At 63.5% G+C, this 17,399-nt stretch carries 19 protein-coding genes; 14 read left to right on the top strand and 5 right to left on the bottom strand.

The window, feature by feature from the left end:
* Positions 1 to 52: 52 nt before the first annotated feature.
* Positions 53 to 1,237: a mannose-6-phosphate isomerase, class I gene (manA, locus tag QP802_RS03875; protein ID WP_284817642.1), complete on the top strand. Its 1,185-nt coding sequence runs from the start codon at positions 53 to 55 to the stop codon at positions 1,235 to 1,237.
* Here the strand turns inward: manA and QP802_RS03870 are convergent.
* Entirely contained in the window at positions 1,234 to 2,025 is a 792-nt protein-coding gene (locus QP802_RS03870) for a hypothetical protein (protein ID WP_284817641.1), read from the bottom strand. The two genes, manA and QP802_RS03870, sit on opposite strands and share 4 nt — an antisense overlap.
* A 199-nt stretch (positions 2,026 to 2,224) precedes the next feature.
* Between QP802_RS03870 and QP802_RS03865 the strand changes: the two genes are divergently transcribed.
* The 8 genes from QP802_RS03865 (at position 2,225) to secA (ending at position 11,474) form a co-directional block, all read left to right on the top strand.
* Complete coding sequence (locus tag QP802_RS03865) at positions 2,225 to 2,584, top strand: DUF4259 domain-containing protein (RefSeq protein WP_070362950.1); 360 nt, start codon at positions 2,225 to 2,227, stop codon at positions 2,582 to 2,584.
* Positions 2,585 to 2,614: 30 nt separating this feature from the next.
* Positions 2,615 to 3,220 (top strand): dTMP kinase, encoded by a 606-nt coding sequence (locus QP802_RS03860; RefSeq protein ID WP_256000587.1) that lies wholly within the window; start codon positions 2,615 to 2,617, stop codon positions 3,218 to 3,220.
* Positions 3,221 to 3,238: 18 nt separating this feature from the next.
* Entirely contained in the window at positions 3,239 to 3,910 is a 672-nt protein-coding gene (gene mtrA / locus QP802_RS03855; protein WP_070477811.1) for an MtrAB system response regulator MtrA, read from the top strand.
* A 9-nt stretch (positions 3,911 to 3,919) separates the two neighbouring features.
* A complete protein-coding gene (gene mtrB / locus QP802_RS03850) occupies positions 3,920 to 5,554 on the top strand; it encodes an MtrAB system histidine kinase MtrB (protein ID WP_270049410.1) in 1,635 nt (544 codons plus the stop codon).
* Positions 5,544 to 7,250 (top strand): MtrAB system accessory lipoprotein LpqB, encoded by a 1,707-nt coding sequence (lpqB, locus tag QP802_RS03845; protein WP_256000588.1) that lies wholly within the window; start codon positions 5,544 to 5,546, stop codon positions 7,248 to 7,250. The genes mtrB and lpqB overlap by 11 nt, the downstream gene beginning before the upstream one ends.
* 5 nt (positions 7,251 to 7,255) lie before the next feature.
* Entirely contained in the window at positions 7,256 to 7,900 is a 645-nt protein-coding gene (locus QP802_RS03840) for a ComF family protein (RefSeq protein ID WP_284817640.1), read from the top strand.
* 129 nt (positions 7,901 to 8,029) lie between these two features.
* Positions 8,030 to 8,722: a ribosome hibernation-promoting factor, HPF/YfiA family gene (gene hpf / locus QP802_RS03835; RefSeq protein ID WP_070362946.1), complete on the top strand. Its 693-nt coding sequence runs from the start codon at positions 8,030 to 8,032 to the stop codon at positions 8,720 to 8,722.
* Positions 8,723 to 8,933: 211 nt separating this feature from the next.
* Positions 8,934 to 11,474 (top strand): preprotein translocase subunit SecA, encoded by a 2,541-nt coding sequence (secA, locus tag QP802_RS03830; RefSeq protein ID WP_256000589.1) that lies wholly within the window; start codon positions 8,934 to 8,936, stop codon positions 11,472 to 11,474.
* A 34-nt stretch (positions 11,475 to 11,508) separates the two neighbouring features.
* On the opposite strand, the gene QP802_RS03825 is transcribed toward secA, so the two are convergent.
* On the bottom strand, positions 11,509 to 11,916 hold the full coding sequence (locus QP802_RS03825; RefSeq protein ID WP_284817639.1) for a hypothetical protein: 408 nt from the start codon (positions 11,914 to 11,916) through the stop codon (positions 11,509 to 11,511).
* 151 nt (positions 11,917 to 12,067) lie between these two features.
* Between QP802_RS03825 and QP802_RS03820 the strand changes: the two genes are divergently transcribed.
* A complete protein-coding gene (locus QP802_RS03820; RefSeq protein ID WP_070975921.1) occupies positions 12,068 to 12,481 on the top strand; it encodes an HAD family hydrolase in 414 nt (137 codons plus the stop codon).
* On the top strand, positions 12,481 to 12,975 hold the full coding sequence (locus QP802_RS03815; protein ID WP_070362942.1) for a DUF6912 family protein: 495 nt from the start codon (positions 12,481 to 12,483) through the stop codon (positions 12,973 to 12,975). The genes QP802_RS03820 and QP802_RS03815 overlap by 1 nt, the downstream gene beginning before the upstream one ends.
* Here the strand turns inward: QP802_RS03815 and rsgA are convergent.
* Positions 12,949 to 13,971 carry a ribosome small subunit-dependent GTPase A gene (gene rsgA, locus QP802_RS03810; RefSeq protein WP_070362941.1) on the bottom strand — a complete coding sequence of 341 codons (1,023 nt, stop codon included), beginning with the start codon at positions 13,969 to 13,971 and terminating at the stop codon, positions 12,949 to 12,951. The two genes, QP802_RS03815 and rsgA, sit on opposite strands and share 27 nt — an antisense overlap.
* A 10-nt stretch (positions 13,972 to 13,981) precedes the next feature.
* Positions 13,982 to 15,250: a 3-phosphoshikimate 1-carboxyvinyltransferase gene (gene aroA, locus QP802_RS03805; RefSeq protein WP_284817638.1), complete on the bottom strand. Its 1,269-nt coding sequence runs from the start codon at positions 15,248 to 15,250 to the stop codon at positions 13,982 to 13,984.
* A 21-nt stretch (positions 15,251 to 15,271) separates the two neighbouring features.
* Here aroA and QP802_RS03800 point away from each other — a divergent pair, with 21 nt between their 5' ends.
* Positions 15,272 to 15,919: an SOS response-associated peptidase gene (locus QP802_RS03800; RefSeq protein ID WP_256006223.1), complete on the top strand. Its 648-nt coding sequence runs from the start codon at positions 15,272 to 15,274 to the stop codon at positions 15,917 to 15,919.
* On the opposite strand, the gene ybaK is transcribed toward QP802_RS03800, so the two are convergent.
* Entirely contained in the window at positions 15,916 to 16,383 is a 468-nt protein-coding gene (gene ybaK / locus QP802_RS03795; RefSeq protein ID WP_070477729.1) for a Cys-tRNA(Pro) deacylase, read from the bottom strand. The two genes, QP802_RS03800 and ybaK, sit on opposite strands and share 4 nt — an antisense overlap.
* Before the next feature lie 36 nt (positions 16,384 to 16,419).
* Between ybaK and QP802_RS03790 the strand changes: the two genes are divergently transcribed.
* Both QP802_RS03790 and QP802_RS03785 read left to right on the top strand, forming a co-directional pair.
* On the top strand, positions 16,420 to 17,040 hold the full coding sequence (locus QP802_RS03790) for a sigma-70 family RNA polymerase sigma factor (RefSeq protein ID WP_070362938.1): 621 nt from the start codon (positions 16,420 to 16,422) through the stop codon (positions 17,038 to 17,040).
* Positions 17,040 to 17,315, top strand: a complete 276-nt coding sequence (locus tag QP802_RS03785) for a hypothetical protein (RefSeq protein WP_070362937.1) — start codon at positions 17,040 to 17,042, stop codon at positions 17,313 to 17,315. Before QP802_RS03790 ends, QP802_RS03785 begins: the two co-directional genes overlap by 1 nt.
* Positions 17,316 to 17,399: the final 84 nt, after the last annotated feature.

Raw genomic sequence — 17,399 nt, 5'->3', positions numbered from 1 at the left:
TTCAACCGTTTCAATGCCGACGGAACTGACGGAACTTGCGAAGGAGACACTTATGGAGCACCTACAGGGGGCTCTGCGGAACTACCCGTGGGGGTCGCACACGTTGCTTGCGCAGCTGCGTGGCACCCAGGTGCCCAGCGAGGCGCCGGAGGCTGAGCTCTGGTTCGGCGCCCATAGTGCCGCACCTTCCCAAGTCGCAGGCCGGGGCCTCGACGCCGTGATTGCCGCGGACCCCGAAGGCACGCTGGGCAAGCGCGTCGCGGACCGTTATGGCTCGCATTTGCCGTTCCTGCTGAAGCTGCTCGCCGCTGATGAGCCGCTGAGTATCCAGGCGCACCCGTCGCGCTCGCAGGCGAAGGCGGGGTTCGCGCGCGAGGAAGAAGAAGGCATCCGCCTGGACGATCCGACGCGCAACTACAAGGACCCGAACCCGAAGCCCGAGCTCATCGTGGCGCTCACCCCGTTCGAGGCCCTCGCCGGTTTCCGCCCGCTTGCGCAGACTCGCGAGTTCTTCGCCGCGCTCAACTGCGAGGAGCTTGACCACTACGCCTCGCTTCTCGACGCCACTTCGGAGGAAGCCGGACTCCGTGCGGTATTCACGACGTTCATCTCCCTGCCCGAGGACGTGCGTAAGACTCTGATTGACGCGATCGTTCCGGCCGCCGAGCGCGTCGCGGATGACGTCGGAGCTGGCGCGGCTGGTCCGCTGGCTGCGATGTTCCTGCGGGTCCACGACAAGTACCCGAACGACGTCGGTGTCCTCGCAGCACTCCTGCTGAACTATGTACAGATGCGTCCGGGGGAGGCGCTCTTCCTGCAAGCCGGGCAGTTGCACGCGTACCTGTCCGGGCTCGGCGTGGAGATCATGGCGAACTCGGACAACGTGCTTCGAGGTGGACTGACGTCGAAGCACGTGGACGTGCCTGAGCTGGTCAAGGTGCTGGACTTCTCCACGTTGGAGGACCCGTTCGCGAACACCACCGAGCGCGACAACGAAGTGAGTTTCCATCTGCCGGTGGATGACTTCATTATGAGTGCCCACCGTATCGACGCCGAGCATTCGCTGATCGTGGACACCGACGGCCCCGCCATCGTCCTGTGCACCGAGGGAACGGTGCGCGCGGGCGACTTTGTACTGAAGCCTGGTCAGGCGGCGTGGATCCCAGCCGCCGACCCGGCTGTGACCTTCGAGGTTGCGGAGGGTACCTCCGCGCAGTGCTTCTACGCGCGGGTCTAGGCAGGCCCCTGCCCGTCAGTTGCGGCTGGGGGTACTGCGCCTTCTTGGGAGGCTGGCTCTTCGGAAGTAGTTGATGCGTCTTCCTGTGAGGCTTGAGCCGACTCTTCGCTCGTTGGTGTTGGCGTGTTGACTGGCAGTGATGTCGTAGCTGCGGCGCCGGGGTGTAGCGCTGACGTCGTGGAGGTGGGAAGCTCCTGCGTCGGCTCAGATGGCAGCACCGTCGGGGATGACGGCTGCGTCGTGCCAATGGTGGTTGGCGTCGAAATGGTGGTTGGCGCCTGCTCCGTCGCCCGTGGCCGCGAGGTGCTCGACGTGGTACTTGGAACGTTCGGTGCGTCCGGCGTGTCGGGGCGAGGGGAGCGCTGCTTCGGGCGCTGCGGCTCTGCTGTTGGGGCGGGACCAGCTGGGCGCGACGCAGGCGCGGCCGGGGCCACGTTCGACGGGCGGTACTGCTTCGTCGGCTCCGTTACGGCTGGCGCACCGGAAAACGCGTGCGCAGGGGCCAGCGGGTCCGCGGATAGGTTGTAGGCAGACGGCGCAGTCGTGGCAATGTACGCATCGGCGGTGTGAAGCGCTGCGGAGTCGCCCCGGGAAGAGCGTGCAGAGCTCGAAGGGGTCGTCGATAAGGAAGAAGTTGTTGTGGTGGAGGTTGTCTCAATGAAGCCTGCTTGTGTGGTGGCGTTCGAGCGCCCCGGCGAGGACGCGTTCCAGACCACGACTCCCACTGCGATGGCAACGCAGATGCCGAGCGCCATGAACGTGGCGACTCTCCTTTGCGTCTGATTCATACGTTGCCCTTCGCCGCAGAATTTCCAGAATTACAAAACGATAACAATTTCGTTGCTTGAAATGTTTATAGCACGGAAGTCGGACATTGAAAAGAGTGTGTCCACGCGGTTATCAGGTGGGAAGCAGGGGAGTTCGCAATGCGTGCCGTGCCGTGTAGATTGCAGGGTATATACAGCCCCCACCTGAAAGGAAACACTGATGAGCAGCTGGGACCAGAAGATTTTCTCCAACGACGACAACATTGATTTTCTCGACGAAATCGCGGATTTGGACGAAGAAGACATTCTGGAAGCTGTCCGTGACGCCGTCTTGCTAGCTGCTGACCAGGACAGCGCCTCAGATGAAGAACGCACCAACGGGCTCGCTGCGGCGACCATCACCGCGATCTGGGCCGGCGCGCCGTTTTCCGCCGGTGAGATCGCGGAGCGTTTCCCCTTCATCCGCGGCAACAGCGGTGAGCTCGACGAGCAGCTCATCGAGAGCGCAGCCGAGCTTCTTGAGGCTGTTGGCGATGAAGAGGACGAGGACGTCGAACAGTTCTTGGAAGCGCTCGCGTAGGGGGCCAGTAGCCGTTAGGAGGTCTGTGGCATGATCATCGCCATCGAAGGCATTGATGGGGCGGGGAAGAACACCATCGTGAAGCGCATTGTGGAGGAATACGGCGCGGACACGCTGTCCTTCCCACGCTACGAGGACTCGCTGCACGCGCAGCTGGCACAGGACGCCTTGTACGGCAAGATGGGTGACCTGGTGGATTCCGCTTACGGGATGGCGACGATGTTCGCGCTCGACCGTTTTGGTGCCAAGGCGCAGCTTGAGCAGTACCAGGACACACAAGATCGGATCTTGTTGCTTGACCGCTACGTTGCCTCCAACGCCGCCTACACTGCGGCGCGCACCGGGGACGATGCCGCGGCGGAGTGGGTTGCTGAGCTCGAGTTCGGAAAGCTTGGGCTGCCGAAGCCCGACCTGCAGGTGCTGGTCGCTACCGCCCCGAGCGTTGCGCGTGAGCGCGCGCAGCGCAGAGAAGCTCAGGACGCGACGCGCACCCGCGACCACTACGAGCGCGACGGCGGGCTGCAGGACGCGACGTTTGCCCAGTACAATCGGCTCGCGGAGACTGACTGGGTGAGTCGGTGGATTTCCACGTCGGATGCCACGGCTATTATCCAAGCAATACAAAGCGCGCGTTAAGAGGAGCTGCCAATGTCCATGTCGAAAATCCTGGTCGTTGACGACGACCCAGCTATCAACGAGATGCTCACCATCGTGCTGGAGGCCGAAGGCTTTGACTCCCGCCCCGTCACCGATGGCGCCGAAGCCGTCCAGGCCTTCCATGAGTACGAGCCCGACCTGATCCTGCTGGATCTTATGCTTCCGGGAATGAACGGCATCGACATTTGTAAGGCGATTCGCCGCGAATCCTCCGTGCCGATCGTCATGCTCACCGCGAAGACGGACACCGTCGACGTGGTGCTCGGCCTCGAGTCCGGCGCGGACGACTACATCACGAAGCCCTTCAAACCGAAGGAGCTCGTCGCCCGCATTCGGGCGCGTCTGCGCCGGACGGATGAGGAGCCGGGTGACGTCATCGAGATCGCCGATTTAGTAATCGACGTCCCCCAGCACATGGTGACCCGCAACGGGGAAGAGATCGCGCTGACCCCGCTCGAGTTCGATCTCCTGTTGGAGATGGCGAAGAAACCAAACCAAGTGCACTCCCGCGACGAGCTACTGGAATCGGTGTGGGGCTACCGCAACAACTCCGATACCCGCCTGGTCAACGTGCATGTGCAGCGCCTGCGCTCCAAGATTGAGCACGACCCGGAACACCCGGAGATCATCCAGACCGTGCGTGGTGTGGGCTACAAGTCCGTGAAGTAAGAGTGGGAGGTGGCGCTCCTGTTCGCCGTACTGAAACGTAGCAGGGACCGGATCGTAGAAGCGTGGCGCACTTCGCTGCAGGTGCGCTTCGTCGGCACGGTGTTGATTGTTTCCGCCGTGGTGATGATGGTGCTGGGGTTTGCGCTGGCGTCGGTAGTGAGCCAGCGTATCGCTGCATCCAAGATTGAGGCGGCGAGCGCGGAGATTGACCGTGCGCGCGTGACCGTCGAGGAGCAGATTAATAACTCGGGGTCCGCTACCTCATTGCAGAGCCGCTTGAATTCGGCGCGCGCCGGGCTGACGCAGCGTGCGCAGCAAAACTCGGAGGCGTCTGCTGTGTATGAGCCTGTGCTGGTGGTGAAGAACCCGAACGGGGTTGTTACGTCCTCGCCGGAGTCGTACCAGATCCCTGACAAGCTGGAGGAATACGTCGCTGAGGGCAATATCGCCTACCAGTTTTCCTCGGTGCAGCGCGGCGACCACTCGTCGTACAATGCCCTGATTATTGGCACCCCGACGACTTCGGATGTGCCGCACCTGCAGCTCTACCTTGTGATGAACATGGACAATGAGGCCTCGACGCTTGCGCTGATGCGGGGCATCTTAGCGACGGCCACGGTGATCGTCAGCGTCCTGTTGGTGGGCATTGCGTGGCTGGCGTCGCAACAGATTGTTGCACCGGTGCGCTCGGCGTCGCGTACCGCGCGCCGGTTTGCTGAGGGCCACCTGCGCGAGCGCATGCCTGTCGACGGCGAGGACGAGATGGCGGTGCTGGCGCTGTCCTTCAACAACATGGCGGACAAGCTGTCGCAGCAGATTGATCACCTTGAGCGCTACGGCGACCTGCAGCGTCAGTTCACGTCCGACGTGTCCCACGAGCTGCGTACGCCGCTGACCACGGTGCGGATGGCGGCGGATATGATCGCCGCTGACGAGGACTCCCTGGAGCCTGGCACCCGCCGCGCTTCCCAGCTGATGACTCGCGAGCTGGACCGCTTCGAGGCCCTGCTCAATGACCTGTTGGAGATTTCCCGCCACGACGCCGGCGTCGCCGACTTGTCCGTCACGCAGATGGATATGAAGTCGCCGATCATGTCGGCGTGGCAGCAGACGCAGCACCTTGCGGACGAGCTCGGCGTGGAAGTTTCCTTCGACATGCCGGAGGAACCAGTGATGATGCTCGGCGAGTCCCGCCGGATCGAGCGCATCGTGCGTAACCTCATTGCGAACGCGATTGACCACTCGGAGGGCAGGCCGGTTACCGTGACACTGCGCGCCAACGAGAGTGCCGTCGCGGTGACGGTCAGGGACCACGGCATCGGGCTCAAGCCTGGGCAGGAGGAACTGGTGTTCAACCGTTTCTGGCGCGCGGACAAGTCCCGCAAGCGCCACTCTGGTGGCACCGGTCTTGGCCTGGCCATTGCCCGCGAGGACGCGCAGCTGCATCACGGCACGCTGGAAGCCGTCGGGGAAGAGGGCGTCGGTGCGCTGTTCCGTCTGGTCCTGCCGCTGGATCCGGAGGCAGGCTTTTCGACGTCCCCTCTGCCCCTCGAGCTGGAACCCGGGGCGGACGCGGACAGCGTCGAAGTGGACGTCGAAACGCAGGACGAGGAAAGGCAGCCAGATGAAGTGCATGAAGCGTAGGTACCTTGCTATAGCGATGAGCACGACGCTGCTCTTGGGCGGGTGCGCGACGCTGCCGTCGAATACTGACCCGCATGTGCTGCGGCCCTACCAGGAGGAAGCGCCGGAGTCGGAGATTATCGGCCCGATCAAGGACCGCGAGCCGGACCTTTTGCTGCGTGACTTCTACGCGGCCTCCGCGATCCCAACCGGCGACTACGAAGCGGCGCGCGCCTTCCTCACTGAGGCCGCGAAGCCCACGTGGAGCGCCAACGAGCAGACGCTCATCGTCGACCGGATCGGGTTGAATACGGTGTCCGGCAGCTCGGGGAGCAAGCGCAGTTTTGCGGTGCACGGCAACGTGGTCGGCGCGCTCGGCAGTGGTGGCGTGTTCACTCCGGAGCGCGGTACCTACGAGGCCACGCTGGAGCTCGAGCAGGTCGACGGCCAGTGGCGCATTTCCTCGTTGCCGCCCGGCGTGGTCATGGAGCGCACCGAGCTGCGCAACCAATACCAGCCTTACAACCTGTACTTCTTTGATCCGACCGGCAAGGAGCTGGTCACCGACCGGCGCTGGGTCTACGCGCCGCGCGATTTCCTACCCAGTACGCTGATCTCGCTGCTGCTCGAAGGGCCGGCTAGCCGCTTGCGCCCCGCGATCATGGGGACGCTGCCATCGACGGTGCGCTACACCGGTTTCGAGGGCGGTGTCTACCACTTTGCGGGCCTCGGCAATATGGACGAGGCCGCGCGCAGCCGTTTCGCCGCACAGGTGGTGTGGACGCTCGCCTCCGCAGGCGTGACCGGCCCGTTTTCGCTCCTCGCCGACGGCGAGCCGCTCATCACTGGCGCCCGCGAACTGACCACCGACGACTTCATCGACGTCAGCCCCGTCGTCGAGCAAGTCGGGGAGAGCACCCTGTACTCGCTTGCCGACGGCCACGTCTCCCAAATCACCGGCGGCGGCCCGCAGCCTGTTGCCGATGTGCTGGGCAACACGCACAGCGTGGTCACCGCCGACATTTCCGGTGAGGGGCAGTGGGCCGCGGTGTTCAACGTCGGCGACGGCCCCGAAGGCGCCGAGCTGCGCCTCGGGCAGCTCACCGGCGGTAGCGTGGACGTGGTGAAGGCGGAGACCTTCTCGCGCCCATCGTTCGAGCCAAACAGCAAGGCGGTGTGGACCGTTTCGGACGGCAAGCACATCCTGCGCTCCACGCAATCCTCGGCGACAGGGGAGGTCACCACCGAGGAAGTGCACGTTGATCTTCCCGAAGATGTCGACGGCAACATTTCCGTGCTGCGTCTTTCCCGATCGGGCTCGCGCGTCGTCATGGTGATTGACGGCCGCCTGTACACCGGCATCATCGAGCAGCGCGCCGCAGGCGCCGGCGCAATTGTCAACGTTCTCGAGTACAGCTACGAGCTCGGTGGCAGCGTGGTCTCCGCGGACTGGCACCCCGACGGCTCGCTCATCGTTGGCACCTCGAACCCGGCGTCGCCCGTGATGCGTGTGGAGCAGGACGGATCCTCGACCACCGCGCTGTCGCTCGGGAACATCTCCGCGCCGGTGGTGGCCGTGGCGGCGTCGCCAAACATGCTGTACGCGACCGACGCAAACGCCATTTTGCAAATGCCCGTCAGCGGTGCCGACACCCCGATCTGGCGCGAGGTGCCTGGCCTCCAGGGTGTGCGCTCACTGCCGATCATCGCGAGGTAGGCGGCGTGACGCTCGCAGAGGTTGGTGAACTCTTCCTACCGCGCCACTGCGCTGGGTGCGGGACCCCAGGCTCCGTGTTGTGCCCAGCCTGCCGCACTGAACTGTCGGCACTGCCGCGCCGGGTGTCGCCGCAGCACTTGCCGCACGTGCCGGTGTTCGCGCTCGGGCCGTACGGCGGCGCGCACCGTGGGGTAGTGCTCGCGATGAAGGAGCGCAGGAATTTGGCTGTGCGCAAGCATGTCGGGGCGGTGCTGGACGCGGCGCTGACCTTTCTTGAGGTTCGCGGTGAGATTCACCCGGACGCGCTGCTGGTCCCTGCGCCGACGCGCGCGGCCTCGGCAAGGGAGCGCGGCGGGGACCCGGTGAGCGTGATCTGTAAGCGCTCGGGGCGCAAAGTGGTGGACGTGTTGGAGCTCGCGGAATCAACGACTGACCAGTCGGAGTTGGACGCGGCGCACCGCCGGTCCAACTTGGCCGGCGCGGTGCGGATGTGCCGCGGGTGGGAGGCGCTGCACACGGGCACCGGCGCTGGCCCCGTCATTGTTGTTGACGATGTCGTGACCACCGGCGCCACGCTTCAGACCAGCGTGGAAGTGCTGCTCGCGCACGGGTTTGACGTGGTCAGCTGCGTTGCCGTGTGCGCCGCCTAGCCGCGCAGCACGCATGGTGTTCGCTGGTAGCAAACTGGCAGGGAGTTTTACACAGATACGTAGCCATTGGTTATTACCAGTTGTATAGTGGTGATAGACCCAGTTCCAACAACGCTAGGGAGGAAGCAGATGACTTCTGCAGAGCACACCGACGGATTCGCACCAGCAGCCCAGGTTACGATTACTGGCCGTAACGTCGAGGTCCCAGAGCATTTCCAAGAGCGCGTCAACGCCAAGCTCGCCAAGATTGAGAAGCTTGATCCAACGTTGACGTTCTTCCATGTTGAGCTGCAGCACGAGCCGAACCCTCGTCGTGAGGCACAGGCACAGCGCGTGCAGATTACTGCGACCGGCAAGGGCCACCTGGCACGTGCGGAAGCCAAGGAAGACAGCTTCTACGCAGCGCTTGAATCCGCGCTGGGCAAGCTGGAGCGGTCCTTGCGCAAGGTAAAGGTCCGCCGCGAGATTGCTCGTTCCGGCCACCGCGCACCGAAGTCCACCGGCGAAATCGCAGCTGAGCTTGCGCACGAGGCAGAGGATGCTCGCGCAAAGCAGGCGGAGGGCCAGTATGACACTGACCCGTACGCGGGCACCTTTGAGGATGCGCCGCTCGGCCAGGTTGTGCGTCGCAAGCTGCACCCGGATACCCCGATCAGCGTCGATGAGGCGCTCTCCGAGATGGAGCTGGTTGGCCACGACTTCTACCTCTTCATCGATGAAGAGTCGAAGCGTCCAGCAGTGGTCTACCGCCGCCACGCATACGACTACGGTCTGATCACCCTGGCTCCAGAAGATGAAGTCAAGGCAAACGACGAGAAGTAACGTCGCCACTATATGATTCGTCGCCTGCTTGTGTAAGCAAAAAGCTTGTACGGGCGGGCGGCGTTTTCACATTCTTTTCTTATTGATTCCACCAGTTGTGATTGCCTGTTTTCGTTGACGCGTGCGTACAATGGCCGATTGGTACATAAAAGCAGCGCGTAGAGCTGGCGTGATCGCTTTGTTTTTCTAACTTTTGAAGGATTCTAGAAACGTGTTTGGACTGTCGAAACTGCTGCGTGCGGGTGAAGGGCGTATGGTAAAACGCCTCTCGAAGATCGCTGATCAAGTCATGGATCTCGATGAGGAGTACGCGGCACTCACAGATGACGAGTTGAAGGCCAAAACGGAAGAGTTTAAGCAAAAGATTGCCGACGGCGCTTCGCTCGACGACATTTTGCTCGATGCGTTCGCGACAGCCCGCGAGGCATCCTGGCGCGTGCTGGGGCAGAAGCACTACAAGGTGCAGATCATGGGCGGTGCCGCGCTGCACTTCGGTTCCGTCGCCGAGATGAAAACTGGTGAAGGTAAGACCCTGACCTCGGTGCTGCCTGCCTACCTCAATGGTTTGAGCGGCAAGGGTGTGCACATTGTTACCGTCAACGACTACTTGGCAAAGCGTGACGCCGAGATGATGGGTCGTGTCCACCACTTCCTGGGGCTCGACGTGGGTGTGATCCTGTCCGACATGCGCCCGCAGGAGCGCAAGAAGGCGTACGACGCGGCGATTACGTACGGCACCAATAACGAACTCGGCTTCGACTACTTGCGTGACAACATGACCCGTTCGGTCAACGACATGGTGCAGCGCGGCCACAACTTCGCCATCGTGGACGAGGTTGACTCGATTCTTATCGACGAAGCCCGTACCCCGCTGATTATTTCCGGCCCGGTTGATGGCTCCAGCCAGTTCTACACCGTGTTCGCGCAGCTCGCACCGCGTATGCGCGAGGGCATCCACTACGAAGTGGACCACCGCAAGCGCACCATTGGTATCTCCGAGGAAGGCGTGGAGTTCGTCGAGGACCAGCTGGGCATTGACAACCTGTACGCGCCTGAGCACTCGCAGCTGGTGAGCTACCTGAATAACGCTATTAAGGCGAAGGAGCTCTTCGAGCGCGATAAGGACTACATCATCCGCCAGGGTGAGGTCATGATCGTCGATAGCTTCACGGGCCGCGTGCTGGCGGGCCGTCGCTACAACGAGGGTATGCACCAGGCGATCGAGGCGAAGGAAAACGTTGAGATCAAGAACGAGAACCAGACGCTGGCGACGGTGACGCTGCAGAACTACTTCCGTCTCTACGACAAGCTGGCTGGCATGACCGGTACCGCTGAGACTGAGGCGGCGGAGCTGCACCAGATCTACAAGATGGACGTTGTGCAGATTCCACCGAACCGCCCGAACCAGCGCGTGGACCGCGACGACCTGATCTACAAGACGCAGGAAGCGAAGTTCGCCGCTGTTGCGGAGGATATTGCGGAGCACGTCGAGAAGGGCCAGCCGGTGCTGGTCGGTACCACCTCGGTGGAGCGCTCGGAGTACCTCTCGCAGCTGCTGACGCGCAAGGGCATCAAGCACAATGTGCTCAACGCGAAGCACCATGAGGAAGAAGGCCGAATTATTGCGGAGGCTGGTCTGCCGGCGAAGGTGACGGTCTCTACGAACATGGCTGGTCGCGGTACGGATATCGTGCTGGGTGGCAACCCGGAAATTCTGTTGGACGCGAAGCTGCAGGAGCAGGGCCTCGACCCGTTCGAGGACGAGGAGCGCTACCAGGAGGCGTGGAACGAGCAGCTGCCGAAGGCGAAGGAGCGCTCGAAGCAGCTCGGCGACGAAGTACGTGAGGCTGGTGGCCTGTACGTGATCGGTACGGAGCGCCACGAGTCTCGTCGTATTGATAACCAGCTGCGTGGCCGTTCTGGCCGTCAGGGTGACCCGGGTGAGACCCGTTTCTACCTGTCGATGCGCGACGAGCTCATGGTTCGCTTCGTTGGCCAGTCGATGGAAAACATGATGAACCGCCTCAACGTTCCGGACGATGTTCCGATTGAGGCGAAGATGGTGTCGAATGCGATTAAGGGCGCGCAGTCGCAGGTTGAGAACCAGAACTTCGAGATGCGTAAGAACGTCCTGAAGTACGACGAGGTGCTCAACGAGCAGCGCAAGGTGGTCTACGGTGAGCGCCAGGAGATCTTGGCGTCGAAGGACATCAAGGATCAGGTCCGCCGCATGATCAGCTCGACTGTCGGCGCGTACGTGGATGGCGCGACGATGGAGGGCTACGTCGAGGACTGGGACCTGCAGGAACTCTGGCACGCACTCGAGTCCCTGTACGGCCCGTCGAAGACGGCACAGGAGCTTATCGACGGCGACGAGTACGGCAAGCCGGGCGAGCTCACCGCTGAGCAGCTTCGCGAGGCACTCATCGACGACGCCCAGGCCCAGTACGATCAGCTCGAGGCGAACGTTGCCGAGATCGGCGGCGAGGAGCAGATGCGCAACGTGGAGCGTATGGTGATCCTGCCGATCATCGATACGAAGTGGCGTGAGCACCTCTACGAGATGGATTACCTCAAGGAGGGCATCGGCCTGCGTGCGATGGCGCAGCGCGACCCGCTGGTTGAGTACCAGAAGGAGGGCGGCGACATGTTCAACGCGATGAATGAGGCCATCCAGGAGGAGACGGTGCGTCAACTCTTCATGATGCGCAAGCAGTTCGAGTCGGCAGAAGACGAGACGGCGCAGGCCTAACCTCGTCCTGCTCGCTCCGGCCGGTTGGTGTTCCTTAGAGAATCTTAAAGGACACCAGTCGGCCGTTGTCCATTTTTGCCACGAACCCGAAGCGCTTTTGCCCTGTAGCGACGGTGCCGAAGAACTCGCCGCCGTCGCGGGCGTGGCAGGTCACGATGCGCGGCGGGCCCGCGTGTTGTTGCTGGAAGCGACGGTAGGCGCGGACGTTGGTGCGGGCGGCCGTGGAAAAGCGGTCGGCGCGCAGTGCACGGAGGTTTGTGGCTCCGAAGCTTGCTGCGAGCGCTGTGCGCACGAGCGGGGCGACGCTGGATCCGGTGCGGCGAGGGTCGCTGGGTGAGTACCGTGCTTGGCGGCGGCGCGTTTCCGCTGCGCGTCCGGAGCGCTTCGGGGAGGGAACGAGCAGTTGAACGTGCTGGTGGCCAGGGGCGGGGTAGTAGGTCACGGCGGGGTCCTTTCGTATCGTTGTGCACGGTGCGGGGTGCTGGTAGGTAGTATTGTGCACGTTCGCGCCGTGAGGGCGCTAGGAGAATTTGCGCACTTTGGTGTGCACTGCAGAAGAACCGAAAACGAAGTACAGGAATTGAGGCGTCCAAATGCAGGGACTCATTATTGACTACGCAGGTGTGTTGGACCAGGATCCGGAGGATCAGCGCCGCTGGCAGCAGCTGATTGAGGCTGTGAAGGAGAAAGACAAGGCCGTAGGCATTTTGTCCAACGAGGAATCCGAGGGCCAAATGGCGGACGCGGTGCGGGACTGGGAGTTCCGCGGTGTCGTGGACGCGGTGGTGCTCTCCGGCGACATTGGTGCGGAGAAGCCGTCCCCGGCAGCATTCCAGGCCGCGGCGGATGCGTTGGATATTCCGCTCAATGACTGCGTCATGATCGATGACGACATCATGAACGTCCGCTCGGCCGTCGAGTGCGGCATGATCGCGATTTTGCACACGGCGTTTGACCGCACCGCGGTGGAGATCCAGACGCTGTTCAATATCGAGGGGGAGTTTTAATGCGCGTCTACATCCCCGCGACGTTCTCCATGGTGGAGGGACTCGCCGCAGACAAGGTGCTGCACCCGCGCAACGGGTGGGGCTTCGCCGCGACGACGGCGCTGCGCGAGTTCTTCACCTCCGGCGATGAGGAGGAGATCGAGGCAGTAGCGTTTGACGACGCCGCGCTGGCCTCCATCCGTCTGCTGGCGATTGGTGACCAGGATCGGTTCCCGCACCGCCGTGTGGTGATCTCCGCGGACGTGGACGCCGAGGAGGCCGACGACATGGGGGACTCCGTCGTGCGGGTGTCTGGGCCGGTGGCGTTGGAGGACGTTGCCGCGATCCATATCGACCTGGCGGAGGCGGAAGCGGCGACGGCGAAGGCCATCGAACACATCGACGCCGCAGACCTCGGGGACGAGGACGCGGAGCTGGCTGTCGGGGACGCGCAGGACAATTACCTGGCGTTTTACGACGTCAGCGAGCTACCGTTCCTCGTCGAGCTGCTTTAGATCCCACTCGTTGTTGGAGCGCAGCGCGCTGAGTAGGCGTCGCACGGCGGCGACGCGGCGCGACAGCGCCCCTCCCTCGAAGGCGTCCCAGGCGCACTCCGGGTCCGTGGGCGGGCCGGCGTGCGTGCAGCCGCGCGGGCAATCCTGGGCTGCCTCGGCGAGCTCGGGGAAGACGTCGATGACTTGGTCGGGGGAGACGTGCGCCAGGCCGAACGAGCGGATGCCCGGTGTGTCGATGATCCAGCCGCCGCCCGGAAGCTCGAGCGCCACGGACTGCGTTGAGGTGTGGCGGCCTTTGCCCACGCCGGAGACGTCGCCGGTTTCGCGTTGCGCGTCCGGGACGAGGCGGTTGACCAGCGTCGACTTGCCCACGCCGGAGTGGCCGACGCAGGCCGATACGTGGTCGTTGAGGCGTTGTGTGAGTTGGTCGAGGGGGTCGTCGATACCTACGGTGAGGACTTCGACGTTGAGGTCCTCGATTTCCGCAATGAACTCGTCGGGGCGCGCGAGGTCCGTTTTTGTCATGCAGACAATGGGGCGCACGCCGCCGACGAACGCGGCGATGAGCGCGCGCTCCACAAGCCCGGTGCGTGGCGGCGGGTCGGCGGCGGCGACCACGATGAGCAACAGCTCCGCGTTGGCGACGACGACACGCTCGAAGGGGTCGGTGTCGTCCGCGGTGCGGCGCAGGACCGAGGTGCGGTCGGCGCGCAGCACGATGCGGGCGAGCGTGTCCTTGCGCCCGCTGGTATCACCCACGACGCTGACTCGGTCGCCGACCTCGATGCTGGTGCGCTTCAGGTGGCGCGCTCGCATGCAGGCAACCAGCGTGCCGTTATCCAGCATGACACCCCAGCGCCCCCTATCCTTCGTGACCACCATCCCGGTGAGCGCATCCTCGTAGGAGGGGCGGTCCTTGGTGCGGGGGCGTGAGCCGCGCCCGGGGCGGACGCGGACGTCGGATTCGTCGTAATCGCTGAACTTGCGGCGTGCCATGGGGTTCTTTCTATGCTTCTTCGTGCTGGAGCGCGGTGTGCCACATCGCGGGGAAGTCGGGCAGGGTCTTTGCCGTCGTTGCGATGTTTTCCACCTGCACACCCGGGGTGGTCAGGCCGATGATGGCGCCGGCGGTGGCCATGCGGTGGTCGTCGTAGGAGTGCCACGTGCCGCCGTGGAGGGGCTGTGGGTGGATACGGAGGCCGTCGTCAAGCTCTTTGCAAGCGCCGCCAAGCCTGTTGATTTCGGTGGTGAGCGCCGCCAGCCGGTCCGTTTCATGCCCGCGCAGGTGCGCGATGCCGGTCAGCTCCGATGGGGTCGCCGCCTGCGTGGCCAGCGCCGCGACGGTCGGGGTGAGCTCGCCGATGTCTTCCATGTCCAAGCTGATGCCCTGCAGGGTGCCCGGGGTCGGGCCCTGCACGCGCAGTGAGTTGCCGGATAGTTCGACCTCGCAGCCCATTTGTGCCAGGATGTCGCGGATTACGTCGCCCGCCTGCGTCGTCTGCGTTGGCCAGTGCTCGATGCGCACTTCGCCACCGGTGATGGCCGCGGCGGCCAAAAACGGCGTCGCGTTCGACAGGTCCGGCTCAATCTCCCAGCGCCTCCCGCGGATCTCCTGCGGGGCAACGTGCCAGGTCGCGTCCTCGCACTGCGTCTCGACGCCGGCTTCGCGCAGCATTGCCACCGTCATATCAATATGCGGCATGGACGGCAGCGAGTCGCCCGTGTGGGTGATGGTGACGCCTTGCTCGAAGCGCGCCGCGGCAAGCAGCAGTCCGGAGACGAACTGGGAAGACCCGGAGGCGTCAATGCTGACGTCCCCGCCTGCGACAGTGCCGGTGCCGTGGACAGTGAAGGGGAGGCGCTCCCCGTCGATATCGGCGCCGAGCTGGCGCAGCGCATCCAGGATGGTGCCCATCGGCCGGGTGCGAGCGTGCGGGTCGCCGTCGAAGCGGGTGGTGCCGTGCGCGAACGCCGCCACTGGTGGCACGAAGCGCATCACGGTGCCTGCCAGGCCGCAGTTGATGTCGCCGCCGCGCAGCGGTGCTGGCTGGACGTGGACGGTGTCGCCGTCGTGGGTGAACTGTACGCCGAGGGCAGCCAGGGCCGCCTCCATGAGGTCGGTGTCGCGGGAGCGCAGCGCCCCGACCAGCGTCGACGGGCCAGAGGCCAGCGCCGCGAGAACATAGGCGCGGTTCGTCATCGATTTCGACCCCGGCAGCGCGAGTGTGGCGCGGACGGGGTCGGCAATGGAGGGGGCTGGCCACAAGTCAGTCATGACGTACATCATAATGGAGGAATGTGTGGCCGTTTCGTTTTGTTTAGCACCGGCGAGCAACTCCTCGGATTCGTCGGCTCTCTCCCAGGCGTGCGCGACGTTGTAGCGCCCGACGGCACGCCACCCGCCCGCTACAACGTCGCGCCGACGCACCAAGTACCCATCGTGCGCTTCCACGAACACGAGGCGCTCGTCCAAGCCGCGCGCTGGGGCCTTCTCCCGAGCTGGAAGCGCGACGACTCCGGCCCGCCACTGTTCAACGCGCGCGGGGAGACCGTCGCGGTAAAGCCGTCGTTCCGTAGCGCAATGCGCTCGCAGCGCGGCATCATGCTTCTCGACGGCTACTACGAATGGCACGAAAAACAGCCCTACTACGTCACCCCGGAGTCCGGGATGCTCGTCGCCGCCGCACTGTGGGACACCGGCGCTAACCGGCTTTCGACGACCATGGTCACCACCGACGCCGCCGAACGTATCGCGTGGTTACACCACCGGCTCCCGCTGTTCCTCTTGCCTGAGGAAATCGAGCAGTGGACACAAGGCACAGCAGAAGAGGCTCAAGAGCTCATCTCTCCCTCGCGCGTGGCACCGCAGCTGCAGTGGCATGCGGTTGGGCGCGAGGTGGGCAACGTCCGAAACGATTCGCCCGAGCTCATCCAACCGATCTAGGCGCCGATCGGCGCGAACTTCCCGGACGTCAGTTTCGCCAGGTCACCCGGGGCCAGTTGCACGGATAGCCCCCGCTGACCGGCGGAGACGGTGATGGCGTCGAGGGATTCGATGGTGGCGTCGAGAAGCACTGGGAGCCTCTTGAGCGTGCCCAGCGGCGAGATGCCACCCACGACATAGCCCGTGGCGTGCTCAGCCTGTGCGAGCTCCGCCATCGCAGCCTTCTTCCACCCCAGCGCCTTCGCTGCTGCCTTCAAACTCAGGTGCCCAGAGACCGGCACGCAGCACAGGGCGAGCTTCTTCGGGTCCTGCACATTCGACACCACCAGCGTCTTGAGCACCGTCGTAGGATCAAGCCCCAGCTCATGGGCCGAATGCTCACCGAAATTATCCTGGCTCGCGGCGTACTCCAACACCTTATGAGGAGTCTTCGCCACAACTTTCAAAGCGCGAGTTCGTTGCATACAGACGATGCTACGTCGCGCGCCCGGCTGGCTACAATGGCCCCTATGGCCGAAACAGACCTCAAAACACGCTTTACTGAGGAAGCGATGCCACTGCTAGACCAGCTCTACGGCGGCGCGCTGCGGATGACCCGCAACCCCCAAGACGCCGAAGACCTCGTGCAAGAGACCTTCTTGAAGGCGTACAACGCATTCGACAGCTTCAAACCAGGCACTAACCTGAAGGCGTGGATGTACCGAATCATGACGAACACGTACATCAACTCCTACAGGAAGAAGAAGCGCCGACCACTGGAAACCTCGGCCGAGGACGTGACCGACCATCAGCTGTACACCACAAGCTCGCACGACTCGACCGGCCTCGAATCAGCGGAGGTTGAGGCGCTCAAGGCGATGCCGAACTCGCGGATCAGCGAAGCGCTCAACGCGCTGAATGAGGACTACCGCATGGTGGTCTACTACGCGGACGTCGAAGGCATGGCGTACAAGGAAATCGCCGAAGTGATGGACATTCCACTGGGGACCGTCATGAGCCGACTGCACCGTGGAAGAAAACAACTGCGCGAGATGTTGAAAGACGTGGCACATGAACAGGGCATCGGGCTCGACCATGCGGATATGGCGGAGTTGAAGCAGCAGAAGGTGGAGGAGAAGTAATGGCAACAGAACATAACCACGCAAGTGAAGCTGACTGCCGCGGCATGCACCAGCTGCTGTGCGAGCTGTTCCAGCCGGACACGCCACCCGAGCGCGTGGCCGCCATCCGAAAAGAATTAGCGAGCTGCCCTGACTGCCTCCGCCAGCTTGAATCGGAGGAAGCGATCCGTGGCCTTGTGCGCGACTGCTGCGGGCAGGCCCACGCGCCACGGGTATTGAGGGAGCGGATTATCACCTCAATTTCCTACACAGAGGTGCGTATTCAGCGGCGTTAAATGCCGCGTGTTGGCGTTGTTTGCCGGGCCCGAACCAGTACAAGCATCATGCTGGTTCGGGCCTTTCATACTTTCGACCCAACC

The sequence above is a fragment of the Corynebacterium sp. UMB10119B genome (genome assembly GCF_030228125.1).
Classification (GTDB): domain Bacteria; phylum Actinomycetota; class Actinomycetes; order Mycobacteriales; family Mycobacteriaceae; genus Corynebacterium; species Corynebacterium pseudogenitalium.
The sequence above is the reverse complement of the archived record's forward strand: the minus strand, read 5'-3'. Positions and strand labels throughout refer to the sequence as shown.